We start from the raw sequence: 24,951 nt of genomic DNA on the forward strand, positions 1-24,951 counted from the left end.
GCGCAGCTCCTGCACGATCATCTGGTCGAGCGTGAGCGGCCCCCCGCCGTCGCCGGCCCCGTTCCCAGTGCCGTCGCCGTTTCCCTCGCCGTTCCCATCGCCGTCGCCGTTCCCATCGCCGTCGCCGACCTCCACGCCGAGCGCTTCGCCGAGGGCGTCGTCGATGTCACGGCCGATGCCGACCGACGAGCCGTAGCGGACGATGACGAACTGGAGGATGGGGAAGCTCGACGTCGCGCCGGGACGGACGGCGTACACCGGCTGCACGTAGATGAGGCCCTCGTCGAGCGGCACCGTGAGCAGGTTGCCGAACACTGGTGGAGTCGCGCCCTGCACGCGGAACTGCGTCAGGGCTCGCGTGACGCCCTCGTCCTGCTGCATCTCGTTGGCCGCGATGCCGGGACCCTCCGCTCCCTCGTCGGTCATCTCGAGCAGCTCGATCTCGCCGAACTCCTTCGACCGTGCGTCGGAGTTGACGGAGATGAACGACGCCAGGTTGCCGCGGCCCCGGGGCACGAAGACCGAGGTCAGCGACCAGGCGCTGGTGTCACCGGTGGTGCGCGCGAAGATCCGGTACGGCGGCTGCTGGCTGGTGTCGACCTCCGGGTCCGCCGGCACCTCCCAGCGGTCGTCGCCGCGGTAGAACTCGGCGGCGTCGGTCACGTGGTAGCGCGCCAGCTGGTACCGCTGCACCTTGAAGATGTCCTCGGGGTAGCGCAGGTGCGCCAGCAGCGCCGCAGGGATCTCGGACTTCGGCTCGACCGTGTCGGGGAACGCGCTCATCCAGGTCTGGAGGATCGGGTCCTCCTCGTCCCACTCGTAGAGCGTGACCGTGCCGTCGTAGGCGTCGACGGTGGCCTTGACCGCGGACCGCATGTAGTTGATCTCGTCGGTCGGGATCGTCTGCAGGCCGGTGTCCTCCTGCAGCGAGTCGTCGATCATGGACTCGAACGACTCCCGCTGCGCGTTCGGGTAGCGGTCAGTGGTCGTGTAGCCGTCGATGATCCACTGGATCCGTCCGTCGACGATCGCTGGATAGGGGTCGCTGTCGACGGTCAGCCAGGGGGCCACCATCTCCACCCTGGTCACCGGGTCGCGGTTGTAGAGCACCCGGGAGTTGCCGTTGACCCGCCCGGAGAGCAGGAAGTTCGGCTCGCCGAACTTCACGGCGTACATCAGCTGGCTGAAGGTGCTGCCGACGTCCACCCCGCCCTCGCCGTCGTACGTCGTCGCCGACTCCGCCACCTCCTCGGCGTCGGCGGTGTCCTCGGTCTCCGTATCCTCGAGGACGAGCCCGAGCTCGACGTCCTCGGCGTCCTCCGAGGACTTGCCGACGACGGAGTAGTCGGGGCTCTGCTCGCCGAAGTAGATGCGGCTCTCGACGTCGTCGAGGGCGTTCTCGGAGTCTTGGATGCCCTCGGCCCACACCATCCGGCCGGTCTCCTGGTCGGCCGAGATCCGGTTGGCGTACGCCGCGATCACGCCCTCGCCGTGCGTGTAGACCGTGTGGAGGTTCGACCAGTTGCGGTCGGAGTCGTCGATGCCGGACTGGTCGAGCTCGCGCACGCCGAGCACCAGCGGTGTCTCGACCGTCCGGCCCGTCTCGGGGTCCACCGTCGGGTAGCGGTCCACGTCGAGCACGGGCGACACGGAGTAGTAGTCCCGCGGCTGCTGGAGCTGCTCGAACGTCTGGAACACCTGCTGCGGGTCGACCAGCGGAACCGAGTCGAGCTGGGTGGCAACGGCGAGGGGGTTCGGCTCGTCGTCGGTCGGCGTGCCGGCGACGTCCTTCGGGTCGACGTCGGCGATGCCGTAGGCGTCTCTCGTGGCGTTGATGTTCTCCTGGATGTAGGACCTCTCCTTGTCGGCCTCGGTCGGCTTGACCTGGAAGTTCTGGACGATCGCCGGCCAGATCATGCCGAGCAGGATGGCCGAGAGCACGAGCAGCGCCAGCCCGACCGACGGCAGCTGCCACGTGCGGCGCCAGACGTTGAGGAAGAAGAGCACCGCGCAGATCAGCGCGACGCCCATCAGGATGTTGCGCGCGGGCAGCAACGCGTTCTCGCCGGTGTAGGTCATGCCGGTGATGAGCCGGTTGTCGTCGGTGACCAGGTCGAAGCGGTCGAGGTAGTAGTCGACGCCCTTCGCGAGCACGAAGATGCCGAGCAGGACCGAGAACTGCACCTGCGCCGCGCCAGACAGGCGGTCGTGCGGCACCTGGAGCCGGATCCCGCCGTACAGGTAGTGGACGACGGCGGTCGCGAGCACCGCGACGATCGCCGCGGCCATCACGAAGTCGACGACGTAGTGCCACCACGGCAGGCTGAAGACGTAGAAGCTGATGTCCTTGTCGAAGTAGGCGTCCTTCTGGTCGAACGGCTGGGCGTGCCGCCACAGCAGGAAGGTGCGCCAGTTCCCGAGGGCGGACGTGCCGGCGAAGATTCCGATGACGACCGCGACCCCGGCGAGGAGCCAGGTGCGGATCGGGGTGACCGCGTCGCGGTAGCGGTCGACGCTGCCGTCACCGCCCGGCATCCGGAACAGCGGCCGGAACCGGTAGGCGAGGTACATGTTGACCGCGACGGCGGCGCCCATGAAGACGCCGAACACCAGGAAGAGGCCGATCCGTGTCCAGAGCATCGTCGTGAAGACCTGGCCGTAGCCGACCTCCTGGTACCAGAGCCGGTCGGTGTAGATCGACGCGAAGGTGGTCAGCAGGAAGAAGCCGACGATCAGGACGACGCCCGTGATGACCAGCGCGCGGGCGCGGCTCCCGGGCCGCCGGGTCTCGACGTCGCCGGGCTCGTCGTCGAACAGGTCGCTCACGGTGTCTCCTCAGACTCGTCAGACTCGTCGTCCAGTGTGGCGCGCAACAGTGCGAGGAGGCTCGGCACCAGGTCCGCGCCCCCCATCACCGAGGCGTCCTCGTCGTGCTGTCGCAGCCGGACGGCGCAGTACGACGCGCCGTGGCGGGTCACTCCCGCGACGATCCGCACCTCCTGCCGGTCCGGGTGCTCGCGGGCGAACTCCGCCGCCGCAGCCGGGTCCTCCGGGATCTGCCCGTCCGCGGCCGGGGGCAGCACCAGCCGTTCCACGACCGCGGCGCACCCGGCCACCTGCTGCGGCCAGCTGATCGTCGGCAGGAGCTCCTCCAGCTCCTGCTCGACCCCCAGCTCCTCCTGCTCGATCGGGGTCAGCGACCCCCGCTCCCGCGACTCGTCGAGGCCGAGCATCGACGCCAGCGCCGGCTCGTGCGCAACCAGCTCGGCGGTGTCGACGAGCGCGTAGAGCCGCGCCGGTTGGTCCCAGCCGCCCGCGGCCTGGTGCTTCTCGATCTCCAGCACCGCGGCCGCCAGGGCCGGGTCGATCTCGAGCTCGAAGTCCATCAGCGCTCCCGGTCAGCAGCTCGGCAGGTCGGCGTCGCGGTCGTCGGCCCAGGCCTGGAGGGACTCGACCGCTTCGTGCATCGTCGTCGCCTTGACCAGGGTGAGGTCCGGGTCGAGCTCCGAGACGTCGCCGCAGTTGAGCTCGGGCACGAAGAACAGCTCCGCGCCCGCCTCCTCCGCGCCGGCGATCTTCTGCTCGATGCCACCGATCGGCCCGACCTTCCCGTCGTCCTCGAGCTCACCGGTGCCGGCGATGATCTCGCCGTCGGTGAGCGAGCCGGGGGTGAGCGTGTCGTAGACCGCAAGCGCGAACATCAGACCGGCGCTCGGCCCGCCGATCGCCTGGTCGACGCTGATCTTCACGTCGAACGGGAAGTCGTAGCCGGTGCCGAGCTGGACGCCGATGCGCATGTCACCGTCCTCGTTCTTCTCCGGCTCGATCTCGACCGTGAGCCGCTTGTCGCCCCGCTCGATCAGCAGCTCGACCGGGTCGCCGGGGCCGTGGCTCTCGACGGCCTCGATGATCTGCTCCGGGTCCTTGATCGGCTCGCCGTCGACCTCGACGAACTTGTCGCGCACCCGCAGCTCCTTGAACGCGGCGCCCTTCTCGTCGACGTACGCGACCTGGATCGCGGACGGCACCTCGTAGCCCAGCTCGCGCAGCGCGTTGGCGACCGCCTTGTCCTGCGAGTCGATCATCGAGACCTCGCCCAGGATCTTCTCGTCCTCGGCGGTCTGGTCCGGCGGGTGCGCGATGTCGTAGGGCACCACGGCCCGGTCCGGGTCAGCCCACGCCGTGAGGGCCTCGACCAGCGTCATCTTGTCGCCGATCGCCGACGTCTGCACGGTCGTGAACCGGATCTCGCCCTCGTCGCGGTAGGTCTCGTGCCCATCGACCTGGATCAGCTCGGCCTCGTTGGCGTCCTTGGCCAGCACGTCGAAGGTCGGGCCGGGGCTGTAGACGGAATAGGGCAGCGGGACGAGCGCCGCCAGCACCAGGAGCACGACGGCCAGCGGTGCCGCGAAGGCGAACGCGATCCAGCGCTGGGTCATGGCGTTACCTTCTCACCCGGCGCCAAGACGGACGGGACCGGATCCGGATGTCAGGAGGCGCGGCGCGGGGCGTTCTCGTCGCCGGGAGCGGCGGCCTGCTCCCCCAGCGGAGGCAGCACCGTCGGGCGGAGTCGCGACGGCCGGAGCGCGACACCGGTGCTGCGGTCCGGCGTACGACGCACCACGGCGTAGCCGGGCCGCTTCTTGTGCTCGCGGCCCAGCGCCTCGCCCAGCCGGCGCGCTGCCGTCTCGCGGTCGACCTCGCCGCGGCCCTCGCGTCCCCACCAGGCGACCCACAGCATCGTCACGAGCGTGACGACGCCGGCGGGCACAAGCCAGAAGAGGATCTCCACCGTTCGAGAGTACGGCGGAGCGCAGCACCCTCGACTACGGCGCGCCGACCCACTCGTCGGTCCCGTCGGCGAACAGCTGGTGCTTCCAGATCGGGACCTCGGCCTTGAGCGTGTCGATGAGCGCCCGGCTCGCCTCGAACGAGCTGCCGCGGTGGCCGGCCGTCGTGGCGACGACGACCGCCAGGTCGCCGATCGCCAGGTCGCCGACCCGGTGCACGGCGGCGACCCCGGTGACGTCGTACTCCTCCGCGACCCGGGTGCACACGTCCTTCAGCCGGTCGAGCGCCGAGGGGTGTGCGGAGTAGGACAGCCCGGTGACACCCTTGCCGTGGTCGTGGTCACGGACCCGTCCGACGAACACGACCAGGCCGCCCGACGCGTCGTCGTCGAGGCTCTTCAGCACGTCGTCGACCGACAGCGGGGTGTCCTGGATCGCGACCAGGCGCACGGCAGGGTTGCTCACACCCGCAGAGTACTTTGGTGCCATGGCCAACGACCCCGAGCCCGAGGAGCCCAACCCGTTCAAGGGCACGCCGTTCGAGCAGTTCTTCGCCGCAGGTGGCCCACTCGGCGGGATGGCCGGGCTCGGCGGCGCGGGCGGGATGGACATCAACCAGATCCTCAGCCAGTTCAAGGCGATGATGCAGCCCCACGAGGGGCCGCTGAACTGGAAGGTCGTCGACGACGTCGCCCGGTCGGCGGTCTCCCAGCGGCCGGATCCCTCTCCCGGGCGCCGCGACCACGACCGGGTCGCCGATGCCGTGCAGCTGGCCGACCACTGGCTCGACGTCGCGACGGAGTTCCCCTCCGGCGTCACCTCGACCGCGGCGTGGAGCCGCGCCGAGTGGGTGGTGGAGACCCGACCGGTGTGGAAGGTCCTCGTCGAGCCCGTCGCGACAAAGTCCGTCAGCGGCCTCGGCAGCGCGCTGCCTCAGGAGATGCAGGCGACGGCCGGCCCCCTGCTCGGCATCATCGGCCAGGCGGTGGGCGGCATGCTCGCCTCCCAGATCGGCCAGGGGCTCGGCGAGCTCGCCGGCGAGGTGCTGACGGCCTCCGACATCGGCGTGCCGCTCGGCGCGCCCGGCAAGGCGGCGCTCGTGACGAGCAACGTCAAGGAGTTCGCCGAGGGCCTCGACGTGACCGAGGACGACGTCCTCCTCTACCTCGCGCTCCGCGAGGCCGCCCACCAGCGGCTGTTCGCGCACGTCCCGTGGCTGCGCGAGCACCTCGTCTCCGCGGTGACCGACTACGCGCAGGGTCTCGAGCTCAACGTGCAGCAGATGCAGGAGCGCATCGAGGAGCAGATCCGCGGCATCAACCCGATGGACCCCCAGTCGATGCAGGGGCTGCTCGAGGGCGGCATGTTCGAGGCGCCGGTCTCACCCCAGCAGGCGGCGGCGCTGTCGCGGCTCGAGATCGCGCTGGCGCTGGTCGAGGGCTGGGTGGACGAGGTCGTCAGCCAGGCGACCGCGGAGCGGATGCCCGCGGCGACCAAGCTCCGCGAGGCCGTACGCCGCCGGCGCGCCGCCGGCGGTCCGGCCGAGCAGACGTTCGCCGCGCTCGTCGGGCTGGAGCTGCGGCCGCGCCGGCTGCGGGACGCGTCCACCCTCTGGGGCGGGCTGCGCGCCCGGTCGGGCGCCGAGGCCAGGGACGGCGTGTGGATGCACCCCGACCTGCTACCGACCGCGACCGACCTCGACGACCCGCTGTCGTTCCGCGCCGATGCCACGGCGCCGGAGGATCTCACCGAGGAGAAGTTCGACGAGGAGCTGCGCAAGCTGCTCGAGGGCGAGAGGTCCGAAGGCGGCCCCGAGAGCGCTGACGGCTCTGAAGACGCAGAGGGCACGGCCGGCCCGGACCAGGAGTGAGCCTCCACTCCGACGCGCTGGCGACGCTGCGCGACTGGGCCGCGCCCGACCCGGCGCAGGAAGCCCTGCGCGCGCGGTTCGTGGCGCACCTGGAGGTCGCTGCGGACGGCATGTGGCGCTCGTCGTACCCCGACCACATCACGGCCGGCGCGCTCGTGATCGACGCCAGGGGCGAGCGGGTGCTGCTCAACCTGCACGGCAAGGCCAAGCGGTGGTTCGCGTTCGGCGGTCATGCCGAGCCGGTCGACACGACGCTGGCCGGGGTCGCGGACCGCGAGGCGCGCGAGGAGTCCGGCATCGCGGACCTGCGGCTGCTGCCGGTGCCGGCGCAGCTGGACGTGCACCCGGTGCCGTTCTGCGACCCGCGGGGCGAGGTGATGCACCTCGACGTGCGGTACGTCGCGGTCGCGCCCCCGAGCGCCCGGGAGATCACCAGCGAGGAGTCGCTGGACGTGCGCTGGTGGCCGGTCGACGCGCTGCCGGAGCTCGAACCGGGCATGGTCGACCTGGTCGGTATCGCCCGGTCGCTGGTCTAGCCGGCGCTAGTCCACGTCTCCGACCCCCTCATCAACGTCGTCGCCCGGCGGCGGGTCGAGCCGCGCGGCCTCCGACCAGCCGAGCAGGTAGCCCTTCGCCTTCTCCGTGTGCGGGTAGTGCCCGACCCAGCCCCAGAAGGCCGCGTTGTGACCGGGTTCGATCAGGTGGGCGAGCTCGTGGATCAGCACGTAGTCGACGACCCAGTCGGGCATCTTCTGCAGCCGCTCGCTCAACCGGATGGTTCGGTCCCCCGGGCTGCACGAGCCCCACCGCGACCGCTGGTTGGCCACCCAGGTCACCGACACCGGCTCGGCGAGCCCGCCGAGATACCGGTCGCTGAGCTCCCGAGCCCGCGCCATCAGCCCGTCGTCGGTACGTCGGTCCCGCTGCTCGCGGCGCTGCAGCCGGGCAACCATCTTGCGGACCCAGTCGCGCTCCTCGGCCTTGGACAGGTTGTCCGGCACGAGCACGACGATCCGGTCGTCCTCGACGTAGGCCGACACCGTCCGGCGCCGTCGCCCCGAACGGCGGACCTCGACGCGCGGCGCCGGCTCGCTCATGTAGTGACGTTACCGCCGGCCCACGACAACAGCTTCTCGACAGGCCACGTGTTGACGATCCGGTCGGGGTCGATCCCGGCCTTCTCGGCCCGCTCGCAGCCGTAGGTGAGGAAGTCGAGCTGGCCGGGCGCGTGCGCGTCGCTGTCGATCGAGAACAGGCAGCCGATGTCGCGCGCCAGCTCCATCAGCTCGGTCGGAGGGTCGCGACGCTCGGGTCGCGAGTTGATCTCGATCGCCACGTCGTGCTCGGCGGCCGCCTCGAAGACCGCCCGCGCGTCGAAGCGCGACTGCGCCCGGGTGCCGCGGTTGCCCGTGACCAGCCGCCCCGTGCAGTGGCCGAGCACGTTCATCCACGGGTTGCGGATCGCGGCCACCATCCGTCGCGTCATCGGCTCCGGGTCCATCTTCAGCTTCGAGTGCACGCTGGCCACGCGCACCTCCAGCCGGCTCAGCATCTCCTCGGTCTGGTCGAGCCCGCCGTCGTCGAGGATGTCGACCTCGATCCCCTTGAGGAGGCGGAACTGCTTGCTGGTCGAGCCTGTCGAGACCAACGCGCCCAGGTGCGCATTGACCGCCTCGACCACCTCGAGCTGCCGGGCCAGCCGCTCCGCGCTGAGGCCGCGCGCGATCGTCAGCCGGGGCGAGTGGTCGGTGAGCACCAGGTAGTCGTGCCCGAGCTCCATCGCGGTCATCGCCATCTCCTCGATGGGCGAGCCGCCGTCGGACCAGTTGGAGTGGGAGTGCAGGTCGCCGCGGAGCGCCGCTCGGAGGACCTCGCCGCCGGCAGCCGGGAGGGCGCCGTACTGCTCCTCGGCCTCGGCGAGGCGGGTCGGCAGCCGTCCGGCAACCGCCTCGGCGATCACCCGCGCCGTGCTGCTGCCGACGCCCGCGAGCTCGGTCAGCGTGCCCTCCGCCGCCCGCCGAGCGACCTCGTCGTGGGGCAACGGCAGGATCGCCGCGGCGGCCTTCCGGTAGGCCTGCACCTTGTAGGTGTCCGCCCGTCCGCGCTCGAGCAGGAACGCGATCCGGCGCAGCGCGGCGACCGGGCTGCCGTCGTACGGCGTGCCGGCGGTCATCGGACGGCCCCGGACACCGCGACTATTTCTTGTCCACAGCCGGTGGAGGAGCCGTGGCCGGCGTTGTCGCTGGTCATGCGGGGGTGCACCGTGGCGGGCAGCCCAGATTTCCCCACCTCGTCCACAGCCCTGGGGACTGTTTCCCACCGCTGTCCACGGCCATTGCGCATCGTCCACATCCTCGTCCACAGCGTTGTCCACAGGGCAGGTGCCCCGTGCATTGACCCGACTTCCGGGTGCTGCCTAGCGTTGCCTGCAGATGGGGCCCCCGGGTCGCCACCGCCGTTCGCAAGGGGAAGGCAAACGGCGGGAAGCGCACCGGGGGTCTCCTCATTTTTGCCGATCGGACCGACGGTCCTCAGCGTCCCTCGAACGCCGGCGCGCGCTTCTCCTGCGCCGCCCGGATGCCCTCCTGCAGGTCCGCGGTCGCGAGCGTGACCGGCTGCGCGAGCGCCTCCCAGTCCAGCCCGGCCTCGATGCTCGCGTGCCCGCGCTGCAGGGCGGTCTTCGTCAGCCGGCTCGCGATCGGCGCGGTGGCGGCGACCTCGGCCGCGGTCGCGAGGACCTGGTCCCGGAATCCGTCGGCGTCGATCACCCGCGACACCAGCCCGAGCCCGAGCGCCTCGTCGGCGTCGACGAGACGCCCGGTGAGGAGCAGGTCGCGGGCGGCCGCCGGGCCGACGACGTCCGGCAGCAGGTACGTCGTCGCCATCCCCGGGTGGATCCCGAGCCGCAGGAACGGCACGCCCATCCGCGCACCGCGGGCGGCGTAGCGGATGTCGCAGGCGAGCGCCACCGCAAGGCCGGCGCCGATCGCCGGGCCGTTGATCGCCGCGATGGTCGGCACCTCGAGCCGGCGGATCGACAGCCAGGCTCGGTAGAACGGGAGCATCCGCGACCGCAGGCGGTCGACGGTCGCTTCGGGCTCGCTCGCGAGCCACGACGTGTTGCCGCCCGAGCAGAACGCGCTGCCCTCCCCCGTCACCACGACGGCGCGGACCGTCGGGTCCTCGGCGAGGTGGTCGACCGCGCGCACCCAGGAGGCCGTCATCTCGTCGCTCATCGCGTTGCGCATCTCGGGGAGGTCCAGGACGAGCATCGCGACGCCGGCAGCGGGCCGTTCGAGCCGGAGATGGGTCAACCCACTGATTTCAGACATACCGGGCACGCTACTGCGCCCGCTCAGGGGCGTGCCGTAGGGTCAGGGAGGTTCCCGGTCGCGTGCCGCGGACCCCGGCGGGCTTCCCCTGTCCCTCCCGTCGCGACGACCGAAGAAGAAGATGAGCAAGGAGGCCGTCATGGCGGAGACGTGGAGCGGTGAGTTCTACTGCGTGAAGTGCAAGGAGAAGCGCGAGGCGACCGGTGAGGTCAGGGTCAACGACAAGGGCACGCGCATGGCCAAGGCCCAGTGCCCCGTGTGCTCGACCAACCTGAACCGGATCCTCGGCAAGGCCTGAGCACCCCGGACAACCGCACCGGGCGGCCCACCTCACGGTGGCGCCGCCCGTGCGTTTTTTCGGCTGTGGATGACGCCGGCGGGCCGCGGCCGGCTCGTGCCAGCCTGCTCCCATGTCCGTCTCCGCTCCTCCCGCCCGGCTCCTGCTCCGGCCCGGAGCACCCGTGCTGCGACGCGACGCTACGACGCTCCAGGTCGGGCTCCACCCGCCGCTCGCCGTACGCCTTCCCGACCTGCCGGAGGTGCGTGCCCTGCTCGACGGGCTCCGCGAGGGAGCGGTCCCGGACGGGCTGACGCCGGCAGCTGAGGAGGCACTCGATCGTCTCCTGGCCGCCGGCCTCGCGTTCCCCGGCGTGCCCGAGCCGGGGGACGCACAACTGGCGGCGACGCGTGCGCAGTTCGGCGCCGACGCCGTACGACGCCTCGCCCATCGCCGGACGCACGCCATCGGGCTCCGCGCCGACGCCTGGTCGCAACCGGTCGTGCGCGACCTGGTAGCCACCGCCGGGCTGGTCGTCGACGACGCGGCGCCGTCGGTGTGGCTGGTCGTCGCCGCCGGGCCCGTGGCGCGCGAGAGCATCGACCCGCTGCTGCGGACCGGCACGCCCCACCTCGTCGTGAGCGGCGACGCCGGCGGCCGCCGGGTGGGCCCGTTCGTCGAGCCGGGTCGCACGGCGTGCCTGCGATGCGTCGACGCCCACGAGGCCGAGGCCGACCCGCGCCGGCCGTTCCTGGTCGAGCAGGCGGCGATCACCGGCGGCGCCACCCCGCCACCGCTCGACCCGCTGCTCGACCGGCTCGCGCTGTCCTGGGCCGTGCGCGACCTCTGCCGCTACCTCGAGGGCGACGAGCCGAGCACCTGGTCGACGACGGTGGACATCGGCCCCGGGGACGTACCCCGGGTCCAGCGCCGGTTGCGGCACCCGCACTGCGGCTGCTCGTGGGACCTCCTGTCCGACCTGCCGTGAGCCCGGTGGACGACCTGCAATGCTGGTATACCGGAACGCCCGCCTGGAGCCCTGAGGAGAGAGCGTGACGGATCCGCAGCGCTTCGAGCCGGAGTCGGCCCGGGTCGCGCGACGACTGCGCGACGACATCGTCGACGGTGCCCGGGTCCCGGGGAGCCGCCTGGTCGAGCGGGAGCTCGCGGCTGAGCTCGGGGTGAGCCGGATCCCGGTCCGCGACGCGCTGCGGCAGCTCGTGGCAGAGGGGCTGGTCACCCCGCGGCCGCGCAGCTGGGCGGTCGTCCGCGAGTTCACCGCGGCAGACGTGGCCGACCTCCACGAGGTGCGCGCCGCGTTCGAGCGGTTGGCCTTCCGGCTGGCCGTCGAGCGTCGTACCCGGGAGGGGCTGCAGCGGCTGCGCGCCGCTCTGGACGACGAGCTGCGGGCCGCGGAGGCCGGAGACGGCGTCGCCGCGCGCCGGGCTGCAGCCGACTTCCACGAGGTGGTCACGTCGCTGGCCGCCAACGAGCTGCTCACCGAGCTCCAGGGCACTCTCCGCAGCCGGATGCGCTGGCTGCTCGCCCAGCACGACGACCTGATCGGCATCGCGCGTGAGCACGAGGCGCTCTACGACGCCATCGCCGACCGGGACGCCGAGCGGGTCGACGGGCTGGTCGAAGCCCACCTCGGGCACGGCTACACCCGGTCCCAGGACGCCTGAGATCGCCTCCGTCGAATAACGCGGCGAGCCTGTTTTGGTATACCGTTTCGCGGTGACCAGCCAGCTGTTGACCCGGCGGACGCCGCCTCCCGCCCGGGAGCCCGGCGTGTGGGCCGACCCCCACTTCCGGCTGCTGATCATGATGACCGGACTCGGCTTCGCCGGGTTCGGCCTGCTGCTGCCGACGGCTCCGCTGTGGGCGGCACACGGCGGAGCGAGCGAGGCCGGCGTCGGGCTGGTCAACGCGGTCCTCATGCTCGTCACCGTCGTCACCCAGACAGCGGTCCCCCGGGCCCTGCACCGCATCGGCTGGCGGCCCACCCTGCTGGTCGGCATGGCGCTGCTCGGTGCACCCGCGCTGCTGCACCCGCTGAGCGACGACCTGACCACGGTGCTGGTGCTGTCCGGCGTGCGCGGAGTCGGCTTCGGCGTCCTCACGGTCTGCGGCGCCGCCGCCGTCGCACGGCTGGCCGCGCCGGAGCTGCGCGGCCGGGCCATCGGCGCCTACGGCCTGGCGATCGCAGCGCCCCAGCTGGTCCTGGTGCCGCTCGGGCCCTGGCTGGCCGAGCACGTCGGGTTCGGCCCGGTCCTGGCAGCCGCGGCCTGTCCGCTGCTGGCGCTGCTGCCGGCGTCCCGGCTCGGACGCCTGCTCGACGACCGGCCGGCGCCCGCCCACGCAGACGACACGCCGCACCCGAAGCCGCTGGCCGCGGTGACCTGGCCGCTGATGAGCGCCATCGTCGTGCTGCTGGTCATCACGACCGCCGGTGGCGCGCTCATCACGTTCACGCCGCAGTTCGGGATCGACCCGACCACGTCGCTGCTCAGCCTGCTCAGCCTCACCGGCGCGGCGGCCGTCGCCCGGTGGCGGCTCGGCGGCTTCGCCGACCGGTTCGGCCCCCAACCCTTCTTCGCGCCGCTGCTCCTCCTCGCCGGCGTCGGGCTGGGCGTCATCGCCTGGGCGATCAGCGACCCCGGCGCTCCGCGCGAGGTCCTGCTGCCGCTGGCGATGGCGCTCGTCGGCATCAGCTACGGCGGGCTGCAGAACGTGACCCTGGTCGCGGCGTTCGCCGCCGTGCCGGAGCGGCAGAGCAACGCCGCGAGCGCCGCGTGGAACATCGGCTTCGACACCGGCACCGGCCTCGGGTCCCTGGCAGTCGGCGTGATCGCGGCCGGCGGGTCGTTCGGCCCCTCGGTCGCCGTCACCGCGGCCCTCTGCCTGGTGGCCGTGCCGGTCGCGCTCACCTCTCGAGGACGCGCGGCCCGTCACCAGTAGACACCAGTAGTCACCAGTAGTCGCTGTCGAGCTTTCCCTCCATCGACCGGAGGTTCTCCCGCGAGCAGGTCTCGCAGTAGCGGCGGGTGCGGCCGCGCTCGACTGACGTGCTCCAGGTCAGGGGCACGGCGTCGCCCGGGGCGACGCGGCCGCAGAAGTCACAGGTGACCGGCACGCCACCCAGGCTAGTCAGAAAAACAACGGGGCCGGAGCACGACGGGTTGCGTCGTACTCCGGCCCCTTCTTTGTCACCCGCGATCAGGTGCTCGGAGGAGGTCCTCCGAGGTCTGCCTCTCTCAGAGAGCGCGAGCAAGGGCGAGGCGAGCCTGCTGCGCTGCGCGCTCAGCCTTGCGGCTGACGCGACGGGCGCGGGCCAACTTGGCCTCGCGCAGCTGCTGCGCCTCTCCCAGGCGCGCGGCCATATGCGCGCGTGCCAGGTCTTCGTTCATGAGATTCATGTCGTTGCTCCAGTTCAAGAAAATGGTCATCGGGGTTTGGCTTCAGAGGTTGGATGTCACGCCGCGGTGGCGTCCTTGCGGGGCCGGCCACGGGGCCGCTTGCGGGGGATCACCACTCCCTGCAGGAAGAGCTCACCGCCCCAGACACCCCAGGGCTCACGCCTGTCGAGCGCGCCGGTGAGGCACATCTGCTGGACCGGGCAGTCCTTGCACAAGGCCTTGGCGAACTCCACGTCGCTGGGAGACTCCGCGAACCACAGCTCCGGGTCGTTGACCCGGCACGGCAGCCGGTCGGCGTCCACCTGTGCGGCGAAGAGCTCTGCCTCGTCGTGCAGCTTGCTCAGCTTCGGCTCGAGAACACTGGTCGTCATCATTCACCTCCTCGTCTCTGACCTGATCGCGTTGGTCGTTTCATCGATCCGGGTCTGCGGCTTTGCGAATCCCAGAGGTTCTCTGGGAAACACAAAGGCCGCGGATCCCGGGGTTCGGGTTCCGCGGCCTGGAGGCTGCCGAGCTGAGTCTTGTGGAATCAGGTCGGTGGGCTCCAGGTCAATGAACCCGGGACGTAGCCGGCGGCAAACACGATGTGCTCAGTGCCGACGTGTCCCATGCCGGTGGTCGTTGCGGTCATGCGCACGCGCTTGGCCCCAATGGCCTGAGCGGCAGCACCCTGCGCGGTGCCGAAACGCACGTCGCTCCGGACGTCGAGCGTCCGGAGATCGGTGGCCGGGGTGGCGCACAGGAGCGTGAGCACAGACTTCGGCTGTACGGCGATGTTGGTCGTCATGTTCTCCACTGTGTCCACCTCCTCAGGTGCGTTGGGCGCGAGCCTTGCCAGGGCCGGATGCGCAGGTCGTTCAGTACGTGGGAGATACGCTAGCGGCGCTCCCATGTAAGGAGCAAACTATTTAATGACTATTTCCAGGGTTTTCTTCCCTGATGGTCTGGACCACTGCCGAAAGCCCTCAGGTATCCGCGCTGACAACGGCGAGGACGTCCTCGCCGTAGCGCTCGATCTTGCTGGGTCCCACGCCGTTGATGGCGCGCAACGCCCGCTCGTCGCCCGGCTTGTGCTCGGCGATCAGCTCGAGCGTGGCATCGGTGAAGACGACGTACGCCGGCACCTCGTCGTCGCGGGCGCGCTCCAGCCGCCAGGCCTTCAGGCGCTCGAACAGCCCCTCGTCGTAACGCACCGGGTGGTGGGAGCACCTCCCCCGCTTCTTCTCCGCCGCGGTGCCGAGCGGCTGGCTGCACTCACGGCACCGGGCGACCTTGCTGCGGGCGCGGCCGCCGGGCTGCGGCTGCTCGCGCTCGGGCAGGAGCGGCGTCAGGAAGCGCGACGGCTGGCGGCGGGCGGCCTGGCCGGGGTTGCGGGCGGCTGACCAGGTGACGGTGAGGTCGCGGCGGGCGCGGGTCATCCCGACGTAGAGCAGGCGTCGCTCCTCCTCGACGGTCGCGTCCCGGTCGGCGTAGGTGATCGGCACCGTGCCGTCCTGCACCCCGGCGCAGAAGACCGCGTCCCACTCCAGGCCCTTCGCCGCGTGGAACGTCGCCAGGGTGACGCCGTCGGCTGCCGGCGCGTGCTGCTCGGCGGCCCGCCGGTCGAGGTCGTCGACGAACGCCGCCAGGTCGGCGTCGTCGTGCTCGGTGGCGAACTCCTCGGCCTGGGTCGCGAGCGCCTGCCAGGACTCCCACCGGTCGCGGACCTGCCCGCGGCCGGTCGGCGGCTCGGCGGTCCAGCCCATCCCGCCGAGGACCCCGCGCACGGCCTCGAGCCACGGCAGGTCGGACACCTCGCCCGACCGCGCCGCGCCTCGGAGCCGGACGACGGCCTCGCGCACCTCGGGCCGCTCGAAGAAGCGGGCCGCGCCGCGGACGACGTAGGGGATGCCGCGGTCGCTCAGCGCGTCCTCGAAGTGCTCGGACTGGGCGTTGATCCGGAACAGCACGGCGATCTGGCCGGGTGAGGTGCCTTTTCGCTGGAGCGCGGCGACCTGGTCGGCGACGTAGGACGCCTCCGCGACCTCGTCGGGGTGACCGACGAACCGCACCGCCTGGCCCGCCGGCTGCTGCGAGCGCAGCTCGACACCGGCGCTCCGACTGCCTCCCACGCCCGCGAGCAGAGCATTGGCGGACGAGACAATCTGCGGTGTGGAGCGGTAGTTGCGAACCAGCTCGATCGACTGCGTGCCGGGGTAGCGCTTCGGGAAGTCGAGGAGGTACGACGCGTCCGCGCCCGCGAAGGAGTAGATCGTCTGTGCCGGGTCGCCCACCACGCACAGCTCGTCGCGGCCGCCGAGCCAGAGGTCGAGCAGCGCCGACTGCAGCGGGGAGACGTCCTGGAACTCGTCGACGACGAACCACTTGTACTGGCGCCGTACCTGCGCGGCGACCCGCTCGTCGGAGGCGAGCACCCCGGCGGTGAAGAGGAGCACGTCCTCCATGTCCATCCGGTGCTGCTCGCGCTTGACGTCCTCGTAGGAGCTGAAGACCTTCGCGACCGTCTCGGGCGGCTGGTCGGACACGGCGCGGCCCTGCCGACCGGCGATCAGGGGGTAGTCGTCGGGGCCGACGTTGCTGACCTTGGCCCACTCGATCTCCGACGCCAGGTCACGCAGCAGCGCCTGGTCGGCCCGCAGCCCGAGCCGCCGCGTGGCGAGGGCGAGCATCGCGAGCTTCGACTCCGTCAGGCTCGGCAGCTCGGTCCCGTGGACGTGAGGCCAGAAGTAGCGCAGCTGCCGGAGCGCCGCGCTGTGGAAGGTGCGGGCCTGCACCCCGGGCGCGCCGAGCTGGCGCAGCCGCTGGCGCAGCTCGCCGGCAGCCCGCGTCGTGAAGGTCACAGCGAGCACCTCGGTCGGCGCGTAGACGCCGGTGTGCACGCCGTGGGCGATCCGGTGGGTGATCGCCCGGGTCTTGCCGGTGCCGGCACCCGCGAGCACCCGCACCGGACCGCGCAGCGCCTCCGCGACCTGCCGCTGCTCGGGGTCGAGCGCGCTCAGCAGGGCCTCTGCCTGTGACCCGTGATTCGTCACGATGCGGAACAACTCCTTGCTGCTCGAGGTTGGCGGACGTGAGACGGCACGTGCCCGGATGGTCCCGACGTGCCCTGCGACCCTAGACCGCGGAGGCGACACTTCCCGATGAGCTCGTTCACGATGTACACCACCCCCTGGTGCGGCTACTGCCACCGCCTCAAGGGACAGCTCGACCGGGAAGGCATCACCTACGAGCTCGTCGACATCGAGCAGCACCCGGAGGCGGCCGCGATCGTCGAGTCGGCCAACAACGGCAACCAGACGGTGCCGACCCTGGTCTACCCCGACGGTACGGCGATGACCAACCCGTCCCTCCGCCAGGTCAAGGAGAAGCTGGCCGCGCTGGCCGGCTGAGCCTCACCAGCTGCCGGGCAGCGGGCCGCCGTACCAGTGCTCGACGAGTGACCGGCTGATCGACACGCCGCCGGGCAGCACGAGCGTGCCCGCCTCGGCCTCCTCGCGCATCTGACCGCGGGTGAGCCAGCGCGCCTCGACGACGTCGGCGTCCTCGAGCCGGATCTCCTCGGTCAGGGCACGACCGATGAACCCGACCATCAGGCTGCTCGGCAACGGCCACGGCTGGTTGCCGAAGTAGGTGACCTCGCCGACCACGACGCCGGTCTCCTCCAGGACCTCGCGCCGGACGGCGTCCTCGAGCGTCTCCCCCGGCTCGCAGAAGCCGGCCAGCGTGGAGAACCGCCCCTCCGGCCACTGCGGCCCGCGCCCCAGCAGGCAGCGCTCGTCCTCGCTGCCCGGCTCCCCCGCGGCGACGAGCATGATCACGGCCGGGTCCGTGCGCGGGAACTGCGGCTTCCCGCACTCCTCACACGTGAGCTCGTGACCGGCCGCGCGCGGCACCAGGCCGCCACCGCAGCGGGGGCAGAAGCGCGTGACCCAGAGCCATTCCGCGAGGCCGAGAGCGTGGAACACCAGCGGCGCCTCGCTGATCGCGTCGCCGCTGAGGAACGGGAGCAGCCCGCGTAGCGGGAACCACTGCCCCTGCTCCTCCTGGGCGAGCGAGGCGTCGACGATCACCGCCCACCACGTCGTGCCGTCGCGGTCGCCGAGCAGCACGCGTACGCCGTCCGGCGCCTCAGTCGTCGGCAGCCACTCGAGAGCACCGTCCCGCGGCCGGACGCGCGTCCCGGACACGACCAGGACCCGCCCGTCCGGGTCCTTCCACCGCTCGTCGAGCCAGGCGTCGTCGGTGCGGTGGAGGCCGAGGCGGTCGTGCGGGTCGCGGGCGAGGGCAAGGTGCGCGAAGTCCACGACACGGAGCCTAGGACCCGGTCCCACGGGCCATGATGGGTGGATGGACGCTGCCGCGCTGCGGGCCGCACAGGGCCCGGTCAAGGAGAAGTACCGGACCGATCCCGCTGCGGCGCGCACTCCCACGTCCGCCCGCGGCGACTACCGGGACTCCGGTGTCACGGCGACGGTCGACGGCTTCGCCGGGCCGGTGCGCGCCGGTCTCCACCCGGCCGCCGGTGGCGACGGCCAGGACGCCTGCTCGGCAGACCTGCTGCTCGAGGCGCTGCTGGCCTGCGCCGGGGTCACCCTGCGGGCGGTCGCCACCGCGATGGGGGTCGAGCTCCGCGCTGCCTCCCTCGCCGCCGACGGCTGGTGGGACGCCCGCGGCACCCTCGGGGTCGACCGGTCGGCGCCGGTCGGCGTCCAGGACATCGTGCTCACGCTGACCCTCGACACCGACGCCGACGACGCCGCCCTCGAGCGGCTGGCGAAGGCCACCGAGCGCTACTGCGTGGTCAGCCAGACCCTCGCCACGCCGGCTGTGTTCAGGATCGTGCGGGCCTGAAGAGCTGCTCGATCTCCACCCGACCGGGCAGGTCCGCGGGCTCGACCAGGTCGCCGGACCGCACGTAGTAGAACGCGGCACGGACCTGCTCGAGGGGCAGGCCGTGCAGCTCCGCCCAGGCGAGGCGGTAGAGCGCGAGCTGGAGCGGGTCGGCGGTCTGGCGGGCGTTGGTCTTCCAGTCGACCACCAGGAACGCCGGCCCTGAGCCGGTGTCGGGCTCCTCGTAGACCGCGTCGATCCGGCCGCGGACCACCTGCCCCGCCAGCACGAGGGCGAACGGCGCCTCGACGGCGTGGGGCACGCGGCTCGCGAACGGGCCGGCCTCGAAGGCGGCGATCACCTCCTTGAGGTCCGCGTCGTCCTCGATGCCGGAGTCGCCCCGGCCGGGCAGGTCGTCGGGGTCGAACAGCTCCTGCTGGCCGAACCTGGCCTCGACCCAGGCGTGGAACCGGGTGCCGAACCGGGCGGCCTGCAACGGCTGTCGCGGCATCGGCCGGGCCCGGTCGGCGGCGAACCCCGCCGGGTCGTCCCGCAACCGGGTCAGCGCGGTCGCCGAGAGGCTCGACGGCATCGCCACCACCGTCTCGGGCGCCCGCTCGCGCGCCGCCTCCTCGAGCAGCCGGGCGATCTCGTCGTCCCACTCGTGGACCTGCTGGAGCAGCAGCACGTCGTCGAGCATCGGGTCGTCGGCGGTCCGCACCAGCTCTGCCGCCGCCCGACGCCGCTCGACCTCGGCGGTCTGGTGGGAGATCGGCCAGGGCAGGTCGACCGAGCGGGTGGCGTAGGGGTTGGGCTCGCCGCGCTCGACGACGTCGGCCCAGCGCAGCGGCTCGCCACCCCAGCCGGCGATCGCGTCGCGGGTGTCGACGACGTACGGCGACGGGCCGAGGCCGTTCTTGAGGTGGGGCGCGAAGCGCCAGCACGACACCGCGAGCCGGTGGCGCGGGCGGGTCCAGGCGACGTAGGCGAGCCGCAGCTCCTCCACCTTCTCGTGCTGCTTGCGCCGCTCCTTGAGGTCCGTGATCGCCTCGGCGGTGTGGCCGGCCAGCTGCGGCAGGTCGCGCGCGTCGCCGCGCAGCGCCGCCGGCATCACCTCCGGGCTCTTCAGCCACGTCGAGCGGCCCCGGTTGGCCGGGAACTTGTCCTTGACGACGCCGACGAGGAAGACCACGTCCCACTCCAGGCCCTTGGAACGGTGGACGGTCAGCAGCTTGACCGAGTCGGCCTCGGACGGAGTCGCGATGTCGAGGCCTTGGCCGAACTCGTCCTCGGCGTCGAGCCAGGCCAGCAGCGCGGGCAGCGTCACCTGGCCGTCGATCGCCTGGAAGTCCGCGACCGCCTGGACGAAGAGGTCGAGGTTCTCGCGGCGGGCGGTGGCGGCGGGCGACACCGAGGAGGCGAGCTCGACGTCGATGCCCGTGACGTCGATGATCCGGCGCACCAGGTCGAGGATCGGCTCGCCGACCGACCGTCGCAGGAGGCGCAACTCCTCGGCCAGCAGCGCGAACCGCTCCCGCGCCTCGGGCGAGTAGTCGAGGTCGCCGGGGTCCTCCAGCGCGTCGCACAGCGACGGGATCTCCAACGGGTCCGCGCCCTCGACCGCGGCCGCGAGCTGAGCCTCGAGGTCGGCGAAGCTCTGCTGGCCCTGCTGCCCGGCGAGCTCCCCGCTGCGCCGGCCGAGCAGGGCGAGGTCCCGCGGGCCGATCGCCCAGCGCGGCCCGGCGAGCAGCGTCAGCAGCGCCGGGTTGGCGGTGACGTCCTGCACGAGCTCGAGCGTCGCGACCACCTCGGCCACCTCGGGCAGCCGGAGCAGACCCTTGAGACCGACGATCTCGACAGGGATCTCGCGATCGGTGAGTGCGTCGAACACCAGGGCGGCCGAGGCGTTGTCACGGGTCAGGACGCCGATCTCCTTCCACGGCACCCGCTCGTGCGCGGCGATCACCTGGTCGGCGAGCCACGCAAGCTCGTCGTCGGAGGTCTCGTGCACCACGACGTCCACCACCCCGTCCGCAGCGCCGTCCTCGGGCTGCAGCCGATCCTCCTCCCGGCCGGCGTAGAGGTCGCGCGCGAGGTGGTTGGCGGTGGCGAGGATCCGGGCGTCGGACCGCCGGTTGACCGTCAGGGAGTACGACGGACGGCCCCCTCCCGAGGCCGGAAAGTCCCGGCCGAACTCGAGGATGTTGGAGACCGACGCGCCGCGCCACCCGTAGATCGCCTGGTTGGGGTCGCCGACCGCCGTCACCGGGTGGCCGTCACCGAAGATCCGCGACAGCATCGTGGCCTGGGCGACCGAGGTGTCCTGGTACTCGTCGAGGAGGACGACCTTGAACTTCCCCCGCTCGATGTCGCCGACCTCGGGACACTCGCGGGCCAGCCGTGCGGCGAGGGCGATCTGGTCGGAGAAGTCCATCAGCCCGAGCGCGCTCTTGAGCGCCCGGTAGTCCTCGACCAGGCCGAGCAGCTCGGACCGCTTGTCGATCGCCTCGATCGCGTCGCGGACCAGGTCGGCCTTGCCCTTGACGCGCTTGCCCTCGGCGAGCTGCTCCTCCAGCAGCGCGAGCTCGGCGGCGAACCGGCCCCGCTCGGCGGCGTCGTAGGCCCGGACCGCGTCAGCAGCGACCAGGTGCTCGGCCATCTCGGCGTCGAGCGCCAGCAGGTAGCGCACCGCGTGGGTGGGGCTGTCGGTCAGCAGCCCGATCGGCGCCTTGTGCCGCTGGATCGCGCGCGCGGCCAGCTGGTAGCGCGACGCGTCGGCGATCAACCGGGTGTCGGGCTCGTGGCCGATCCGGAGCCCGTGCTCGGAGAGCAACGCCGCTGCGTAGGCGTGGTAGGTCGCGACGGTCGGCTCCTCCGCCTCGTCCTCGATCCCGCCCTCCGCGTCGGTGCCGTCGGGGGCGACCCGCCGTGGCCCGCGCTCGGGCAGCAGACCGGCCTGGAGCAGGCTCGAGCGGATCCGCGTCTGCAGCTCGGCGGTGGCCTTGGTCGTGAAGGTGAGGCCCAGCACCTCACCGGGCTCGACGCGGCCGGTCGCGACCAGCCAGACCACCCGCGCGGCCATCACCGCGGTCTTGCCCGAGCCGGCGCCGGCGATGACGACTGCCGGCTCGAGCTCGGCCGTGATCGCAGCGAACTGCTCCTCGCTGTAGAGCCAGTCGTGGCCCATCAGCGCGGCCAGGGCCTCGGGGGTGTCGACCTTCATGACAGCACCGACCCGGACGCGTGGGCGGGGCAGAGCGGGTGGAAGGCGCAGCGGTCGCAGTGGGTGCCGGGCCGCGCGACGAAGACCTCGCTGCGGACGGCGGCGACAGCGGTCTGCAGCTGCCCGTCGATGTGCGGTGGCGAGGGCGGCTGCTGCTGCACCTTCGGTTGGGTGTCTCCCAGCCGGAGCTGCACGAGCTCGGCACCACCGGCGGTGACGGGGCGGCCCACGAGCTCGTCGGCGGCCCCGTGGTCGACCGCCAGCTGGTAGAGGCCGAGCTGAGCGTTCTCGGGCAGCGACTTGTCGGTCGGCGGGTACTTCCCGGTCTTGAGGTCGACCACGACGACGGCGCCGTCCTCGTCGAGCTCGAGCCGGTCGGCGAAGCCGCGCAGCACGACGACCTGGCCGTCACCCAGCGTGACCTCCGCCCGCAGCTGCGGCTCGAGCGCCACCACGGTGCGGGCGCCGGGCCGGTGGTGCCAGGCGAGGAACCGGGCCAGCACCTGCTCCACGGCCTCCCGCTCGCGCTCGCGGGACCACGGCGTGCGGAACTCCATCCGGTCCCACACCTCGTCGACGTGGGGCATCAGGTCGGCAGCCGTCGTGGCTTCGAGCTCGCCCTTGGCGACCCGCTCGGCGATCGCGTGCACGACCTTGCCGAAGCCCTGGCTGGCGGTGGAGATGACGTTGCCGCCGGCCTCCCGGGTCAGGAACCACTGGGCCGGGCAGGTGAGCAGCCCTTCCAGCGCGCTCGCCGAGAGCGTCACCGGGCGGTCCTCGGGACGGACCGGGCTCAACGACCGCGACGGGCTGCGGAGACCCCACCAGGTCGCCGGGTCGGCGTACGGCGCGACCCGGCGTCCGTGCACCTCGGTCGTGGCGAGCAGCCGGAGCCGGGCAGCAGCGGCCTCGCGCAGCGGCTGCGGCCGCTCCGGGTCGGCGACCGTACGCCGCAGCTCGGCCACCAGCCCGGGCATCGACAGCGGCCGGCGGGGCCGGCCGATCCGGTGCTGCACCTCGTGGCCGAGCTCGGCGATGAACCGCGACGGCTGCTCCCCGTCGTCGTCGGGTGACTGCACCGCCGTCACCACCAGCCGCTGGCGGGGCCGGGTGACCGCGACGTAGAACAGCCGCCGCTCCTCGGCGAGCATCGCGGCCCGGGTCAGGGGCGGCAGCAGCCCGTCGTATCCGGCCGGACCGATCCGGTCGGCGCCGAGCAGCGAGTCACGGCGGCGCAGGTCGGGCCAGCTGCCCTCCTGCACGCGCGCCACGACCACGAGCCGCCACTCCAGGCCCTTGGCCCGGTGAGCGGTGAGCAGGCGCACCGAGTCGCCGCGGACACCGCGCTCGGCGAGCGTGTCGGCGGGGATCTCCTGCGCGCTCAAGGTGGCGAGGAACGTCGCCACGCTGGTGTGGTCGCGCTGCTCCTCCGCCCGCGCGGCGGTCTCGAACAGCGCGCACAGCGCGTCGAGGTCACGGTGTGCGAGCCGCGCCCCCTGTCCGCCGCCCAGGCTGGCGGCACGCAGCCGGTCGCCCCACGGCGTCCCGCTCCACAGGGTCCACAGCACCTGCTCGGCCGACGCGCCGTCGGCGAGCTCGGTGCGGGCCCGCTCGAGCAGCCGGGCGAGGGCACGCGCCCGCGCGGCCGGCTGGCCCTCCACGCCGGCGAGCAGGTCGGGCTCGAGCACCGCCCGGCGGACCAGCTCGCGCGGACCGACGTCGGGGTGCACCGCACGCAGCGCGCGCGTCAGGGCCCGCACCTCGGTCGCGTCCAGTCCGCCGAGCGGGGAGATGAGCAGCTCCTCGATCCGGTCCCGCGGGACGTCGGTCAGATCGTCGGTGACGAGCAGCTCGAGGGCCGACAGGAGCACGGCGACCGCCGGCTCCCGCACCAGCGGCGTCTCGTCACCGGCCACCTCGACCGGCACGCCGGCGGCGGTCAGGGCGCGTCGCAGCCCCGGGATCGAGGTGCGCCCCGAGCGGACGAGCACCGCCATGTCGCTCCAGCCGATGCCGTCCTCGAGGTGGGCGCGCCGGAGCAGGTCGGCGACGTGCTCGACCTCGGCCCGGGCGGTGTCGAAGGTCAGCACCTCGACCGAGCCCGGCCCGAGCTCGGACACTGCCGGCTCCGGGTTGCGGAAGGCGTCGTGCACGTCCGAGGGGATCGCCCCGCGCATCGCGATCCCCGCCGCGATCGAGCGCGAGGCGCGCAGCAGCCGGGACCCGAACCGCCGCGTCGTGCCGAGCGCGACGACCGGCGCCGGACCTCCGGACGCGGTCGGGAACTGGCGGGGGAACTCGAGGATCCCGCGCACGTCGGCACCGCGGAAGCCGTAGATCGACTGGTCGGGGTCGCCCACCGCCACCAGGTCCCGGCCGTCGCCCGCCAGCGCCCGCAGCAGCGCGACCTGGCTGGGGTCGGTGTCCTGGTACTCGTCCACGAACACGCAGGAGTAGGCCGCTCGCAGCTCGGCCTGGTGGACCCGCGCCTCGATCACGCCCCGGGTGATCAGGTCGGGGTAGTCGATCGCGGACTGGTCGCCGAGGACGTCGAGGTACTGCTCCAGGAACAGCCCAGCCGCCTCGAACTCCGGGACCCGCTCGCGCCGGCCGAGGTCGACCAGCTCGCCGGGGTCGAGCCCACGCTCGCGGGCCCGCGCGATCACGGCGTGCACCTCGCGCGCGAACCCACGTGTGCCGACCGCCGCGCGCAGCTGGTCGGGCCAGCGGATCGACTCGGGGGTGTCGGTCAGCAGCTCTTGGAGCACCACGTCCTGCTCGGCGGCCGAGAGCAGCCGCAGCGGAGCGGCGTAGAGCTCCGCCGGCGCGTAGCGCCGGACCAGGCCGTAGGCGAAGGAGTGGAACGTCGAGGACAGGCCGCTCGACATCGTGCGGCCCAGCCGCGCGGTGACCCGGTCGCGCAGCTGCTCGGCCGCCTTGCGCGAGAACGTCAGCGCCAGCACCGAGTCGGGGTCGGCTCCTCGCCGCTCGATCCGGTCGACGATCGCCTCGACCATCGTCGTCGTCTTGCCCGTCCCGGGCCCGGCCAGCACGAGCAGCGGCCCGCCGTCGTGGTCGACCACCCGTTGCTGGTGCTCGTCGAGCACCGGAGCCGGCGCGGGCGGCGGAGGCGGAGCGAGACGGTACGTCGGCGTGGTGGTCATGTCCCCCCAAGCCAACCACCGACGCCCGACAGATATCGAAGGACGC

General features: G+C 72.4%; 24 protein-coding genes. 8 read left to right on the forward strand and 16 right to left on the reverse strand.

What is annotated here, in order from left to right; translation table 11 throughout:
- The 5 genes from F0U47_RS11405 to F0U47_RS11425 form a co-directional block, all read right to left on the reverse strand.
- Positions 1–2,826, reverse strand: a 2,826-nt coding sequence (locus F0U47_RS11405; protein ID WP_149750608.1) for a UPF0182 family membrane protein, incomplete at its 3' end; no start/stop codon positions are given.
- Complete coding sequence (locus tag F0U47_RS11410; protein WP_149750609.1) at positions 2,823–3,386, reverse strand: PPA1309 family protein; 564 nt, start codon at positions 3,384–3,386, stop codon at positions 2,823–2,825. The genes F0U47_RS11405 and F0U47_RS11410, both read right to left, overlap by 4 nt.
- A gap of 12 nt (positions 3,387–3,398) precedes the next feature.
- On the reverse strand, positions 3,399–4,439 hold the full coding sequence (locus F0U47_RS11415) for a YlbL family protein (RefSeq protein WP_149750610.1): 1,041 nt from the start codon (positions 4,437–4,439) through the stop codon (positions 3,399–3,401).
- 50 nt (positions 4,440–4,489) lie between these two features.
- Positions 4,490–4,792 carry a hypothetical protein gene (locus tag F0U47_RS11420; RefSeq protein ID WP_149750611.1) on the reverse strand — a complete coding sequence of 101 codons (303 nt, stop codon included), beginning with the start codon at positions 4,790–4,792 and terminating at the stop codon, positions 4,490–4,492.
- Between the two features lie 34 nt (positions 4,793–4,826).
- A complete protein-coding gene (locus F0U47_RS11425; protein ID WP_246159577.1) occupies positions 4,827–5,255 on the reverse strand; it encodes a molybdenum cofactor biosynthesis protein MoaE in 429 nt (142 codons plus the stop codon).
- Between the two features lie 22 nt (positions 5,256–5,277).
- Between F0U47_RS11425 and F0U47_RS11430 the strand changes: the two genes are divergently transcribed.
- Both F0U47_RS11430 and F0U47_RS11435 read left to right on the forward strand, forming a co-directional pair.
- Positions 5,278–6,660 (forward strand): zinc-dependent metalloprotease, encoded by a 1,383-nt coding sequence (locus F0U47_RS11430; protein ID WP_149750613.1) that lies wholly within the window; start codon positions 5,278–5,280, stop codon positions 6,658–6,660.
- Positions 6,657–7,196 carry an NUDIX hydrolase gene (locus F0U47_RS11435; RefSeq protein WP_149750614.1) on the forward strand — a complete coding sequence of 180 codons (540 nt, stop codon included), beginning with the start codon at positions 6,657–6,659 and terminating at the stop codon, positions 7,194–7,196. The genes F0U47_RS11430 and F0U47_RS11435 overlap by 4 nt, the downstream gene beginning before the upstream one ends.
- Before the next feature lie 6 nt (positions 7,197–7,202).
- Here the strand turns inward: F0U47_RS11435 and F0U47_RS11440 are convergent, their stop codons facing one another.
- The 3 genes from F0U47_RS11440 to F0U47_RS11450 form a co-directional block, all read right to left on the reverse strand.
- The gene (locus tag F0U47_RS11440; RefSeq protein ID WP_149750615.1) at positions 7,203–7,757 is read right to left on the reverse strand and encodes a M48 metallopeptidase family protein; all 555 of its coding nucleotides are present in this window, start codon (positions 7,755–7,757) and stop codon (positions 7,203–7,205) included.
- Positions 7,754–8,833 (reverse strand): PHP domain-containing protein, encoded by a 1,080-nt coding sequence (locus F0U47_RS11445; RefSeq protein ID WP_149750616.1) that lies wholly within the window; start codon positions 8,831–8,833, stop codon positions 7,754–7,756. The genes F0U47_RS11440 and F0U47_RS11445 overlap by 4 nt, the downstream gene beginning before the upstream one ends.
- 358 nt (positions 8,834–9,191) lie before the next feature.
- Complete coding sequence (locus F0U47_RS11450; RefSeq protein ID WP_149750617.1) at positions 9,192–9,992, reverse strand: enoyl-CoA hydratase/isomerase family protein; 801 nt, start codon at positions 9,990–9,992, stop codon at positions 9,192–9,194.
- A 139-nt stretch (positions 9,993–10,131) separates the two neighbouring features.
- Between F0U47_RS11450 and F0U47_RS21160 the strand changes: the two genes are divergently transcribed.
- The 4 genes from F0U47_RS21160 to F0U47_RS11465 all read left to right on the forward strand — a co-directional run bounded on the left by F0U47_RS21160 (position 10,132) and on the right by F0U47_RS11465 (position 13,230).
- On the forward strand, positions 10,132–10,290 hold the full coding sequence (locus tag F0U47_RS21160; protein WP_223162750.1) for a DUF5679 domain-containing protein: 159 nt from the start codon (positions 10,132–10,134) through the stop codon (positions 10,288–10,290).
- Between the two features lie 112 nt (positions 10,291–10,402).
- A complete protein-coding gene (locus F0U47_RS11455) occupies positions 10,403–11,257 on the forward strand; it encodes a hypothetical protein (protein ID WP_149750618.1) in 855 nt (284 codons plus the stop codon).
- Between the two features lie 64 nt (positions 11,258–11,321).
- A complete protein-coding gene (locus tag F0U47_RS11460) occupies positions 11,322–11,954 on the forward strand; it encodes a GntR family transcriptional regulator (protein WP_149750619.1) in 633 nt (210 codons plus the stop codon).
- A gap of 52 nt (positions 11,955–12,006) precedes the next feature.
- On the forward strand, positions 12,007–13,230 hold the full coding sequence (locus tag F0U47_RS11465) for an MFS transporter (protein WP_223162744.1): 1,224 nt from the start codon (positions 12,007–12,009) through the stop codon (positions 13,228–13,230).
- A gap of 10 nt (positions 13,231–13,240) precedes the next feature.
- Here the strand turns inward: F0U47_RS11465 and F0U47_RS21165 are convergent, their stop codons facing one another.
- From F0U47_RS21165 to F0U47_RS11485, 5 genes are all read right to left on the reverse strand, one after another.
- Positions 13,241–13,405 carry a hypothetical protein gene (locus F0U47_RS21165; RefSeq protein WP_188111302.1) on the reverse strand — a complete coding sequence of 55 codons (165 nt, stop codon included), beginning with the start codon at positions 13,403–13,405 and terminating at the stop codon, positions 13,241–13,243.
- 121 nt (positions 13,406–13,526) lie between these two features.
- On the reverse strand, positions 13,527–13,718 hold the full coding sequence (locus F0U47_RS11470; RefSeq protein WP_149750620.1) for a putative WhiB-interacting protein: 192 nt from the start codon (positions 13,716–13,718) through the stop codon (positions 13,527–13,529).
- A 26-nt stretch (positions 13,719–13,744) separates the two neighbouring features.
- A complete protein-coding gene (locus F0U47_RS11475; RefSeq protein WP_188111303.1) occupies positions 13,745–14,059 on the reverse strand; it encodes a WhiB family transcriptional regulator in 315 nt (104 codons plus the stop codon).
- 158 nt (positions 14,060–14,217) lie between these two features.
- Entirely contained in the window at positions 14,218–14,475 is a 258-nt protein-coding gene (locus F0U47_RS11480) for a hypothetical protein (RefSeq protein WP_149750622.1), read from the reverse strand.
- Positions 14,476–14,653: 178 nt separating this feature from the next.
- Positions 14,654–16,720 (reverse strand): ATP-dependent helicase, encoded by a 2,067-nt coding sequence (locus F0U47_RS11485; RefSeq protein ID WP_149750623.1) that lies wholly within the window; start codon positions 16,718–16,720, stop codon positions 14,654–14,656.
- A gap of 108 nt (positions 16,721–16,828) precedes the next feature.
- Between F0U47_RS11485 and F0U47_RS11490 the strand changes: the two genes are divergently transcribed.
- Positions 16,829–17,077: a mycoredoxin gene (locus F0U47_RS11490; RefSeq protein WP_149750624.1), complete on the forward strand. Its 249-nt coding sequence runs from the start codon at positions 16,829–16,831 to the stop codon at positions 17,075–17,077.
- Between the two features lie 3 nt (positions 17,078–17,080).
- Here the strand turns inward: F0U47_RS11490 and nudC are convergent, their stop codons facing one another.
- Positions 17,081–17,992 carry an NAD(+) diphosphatase gene (gene nudC, locus F0U47_RS11495; protein ID WP_149750625.1) on the reverse strand — a complete coding sequence of 304 codons (912 nt, stop codon included), beginning with the start codon at positions 17,990–17,992 and terminating at the stop codon, positions 17,081–17,083.
- A 43-nt stretch (positions 17,993–18,035) separates the two neighbouring features.
- On the opposite strand from nudC, the gene F0U47_RS11500 reads away from it, so the two are divergent.
- Positions 18,036–18,539, forward strand: a complete 504-nt coding sequence (locus F0U47_RS11500; protein WP_149750626.1) for an OsmC family protein — start codon at positions 18,036–18,038, stop codon at positions 18,537–18,539.
- Here F0U47_RS11500 and F0U47_RS11505 read toward each other — a convergent pair.
- Positions 18,520–21,741: an ATP-dependent helicase gene (locus tag F0U47_RS11505; protein ID WP_149750627.1), complete on the reverse strand. Its 3,222-nt coding sequence runs from the start codon at positions 21,739–21,741 to the stop codon at positions 18,520–18,522. The genes F0U47_RS11500 and F0U47_RS11505 overlap by 20 nt on opposite strands.
- The gene (locus F0U47_RS11510; RefSeq protein WP_149750628.1) at positions 21,738–24,905 is read right to left on the reverse strand and encodes an ATP-dependent helicase; all 3,168 of its coding nucleotides are present in this window, start codon (positions 24,903–24,905) and stop codon (positions 21,738–21,740) included. Before F0U47_RS11510 ends, F0U47_RS11505 begins: the two co-directional genes overlap by 4 nt.
- Between the last annotated feature and the right edge of the window lie 46 nt (positions 24,906–24,951).

This window comes from Nocardioides antri (assembly GCF_008373765.1).
Taxonomy (GTDB): domain Bacteria; phylum Actinomycetota; class Actinomycetes; order Propionibacteriales; family Nocardioidaceae; genus Nocardioides; species Nocardioides antri.

Excerpts from the sequence above, each read along its gene's own strand:
- F0U47_RS11490 (WP_149750624.1), top strand. The coding sequence starts at position 16,829 with ATGAGCTCGTTCACGATGTACACCACCCCCTGGTGCGGCTACTGCCAC.
- F0U47_RS21160 (WP_223162750.1), top strand. The coding sequence starts at position 10,132 with ATGGCGGAGACGTGGAGCGGTGAGTTCTACTGCGTGAAGTGCAAGGAG.
- F0U47_RS11415 (WP_149750610.1), bottom strand. The coding sequence starts at position 4,439 with ATGACCCAGCGCTGGATCGCGTTCGCCTTCGCGGCACCGCTGGCCGTC.
- F0U47_RS11510 (WP_149750628.1), bottom strand. The coding sequence starts at position 24,905 with ATGACCACCACGCCGACGTACCGTCTCGCTCCGCCTCCGCCGCCCGCG.
- F0U47_RS11505 (WP_149750627.1), bottom strand. The coding sequence starts at position 21,741 with ATGAAGGTCGACACCCCCGAGGCCCTGGCCGCGCTGATGGGCCACGAC.
- F0U47_RS11450 (WP_149750617.1), bottom strand. The coding sequence starts at position 9,992 with ATGTCTGAAATCAGTGGGTTGACCCATCTCCGGCTCGAACGGCCCGCT.
- F0U47_RS11430 (WP_149750613.1), top strand. The coding sequence starts at position 5,278 with ATGGCCAACGACCCCGAGCCCGAGGAGCCCAACCCGTTCAAGGGCACG.
- F0U47_RS11445 (WP_149750616.1), bottom strand. The coding sequence starts at position 8,833 with ATGACCGCCGGCACGCCGTACGACGGCAGCCCGGTCGCCGCGCTGCGC.
- F0U47_RS11440 (WP_149750615.1), bottom strand. The coding sequence starts at position 7,757 with ATGAGCGAGCCGGCGCCGCGCGTCGAGGTCCGCCGTTCGGGGCGACGG.
- F0U47_RS11410 (WP_149750609.1), bottom strand. The coding sequence starts at position 3,386 with ATGGACTTCGAGCTCGAGATCGACCCGGCCCTGGCGGCCGCGGTGCTG.
- F0U47_RS11470 (WP_149750620.1), bottom strand. The coding sequence starts at position 13,718 with ATGACCATTTTCTTGAACTGGAGCAACGACATGAATCTCATGAACGAA.
- F0U47_RS11475 (WP_188111303.1), bottom strand. The coding sequence starts at position 14,059 with ATGACGACCAGTGTTCTCGAGCCGAAGCTGAGCAAGCTGCACGACGAG.
- F0U47_RS11455 (WP_149750618.1), top strand. The coding sequence starts at position 10,403 with ATGTCCGTCTCCGCTCCTCCCGCCCGGCTCCTGCTCCGGCCCGGAGCA.
- F0U47_RS11500 (WP_149750626.1), top strand. The coding sequence starts at position 18,036 with ATGGACGCTGCCGCGCTGCGGGCCGCACAGGGCCCGGTCAAGGAGAAG.
- F0U47_RS11480 (WP_149750622.1), bottom strand. The coding sequence starts at position 14,475 with ATGACGACCAACATCGCCGTACAGCCGAAGTCTGTGCTCACGCTCCTG.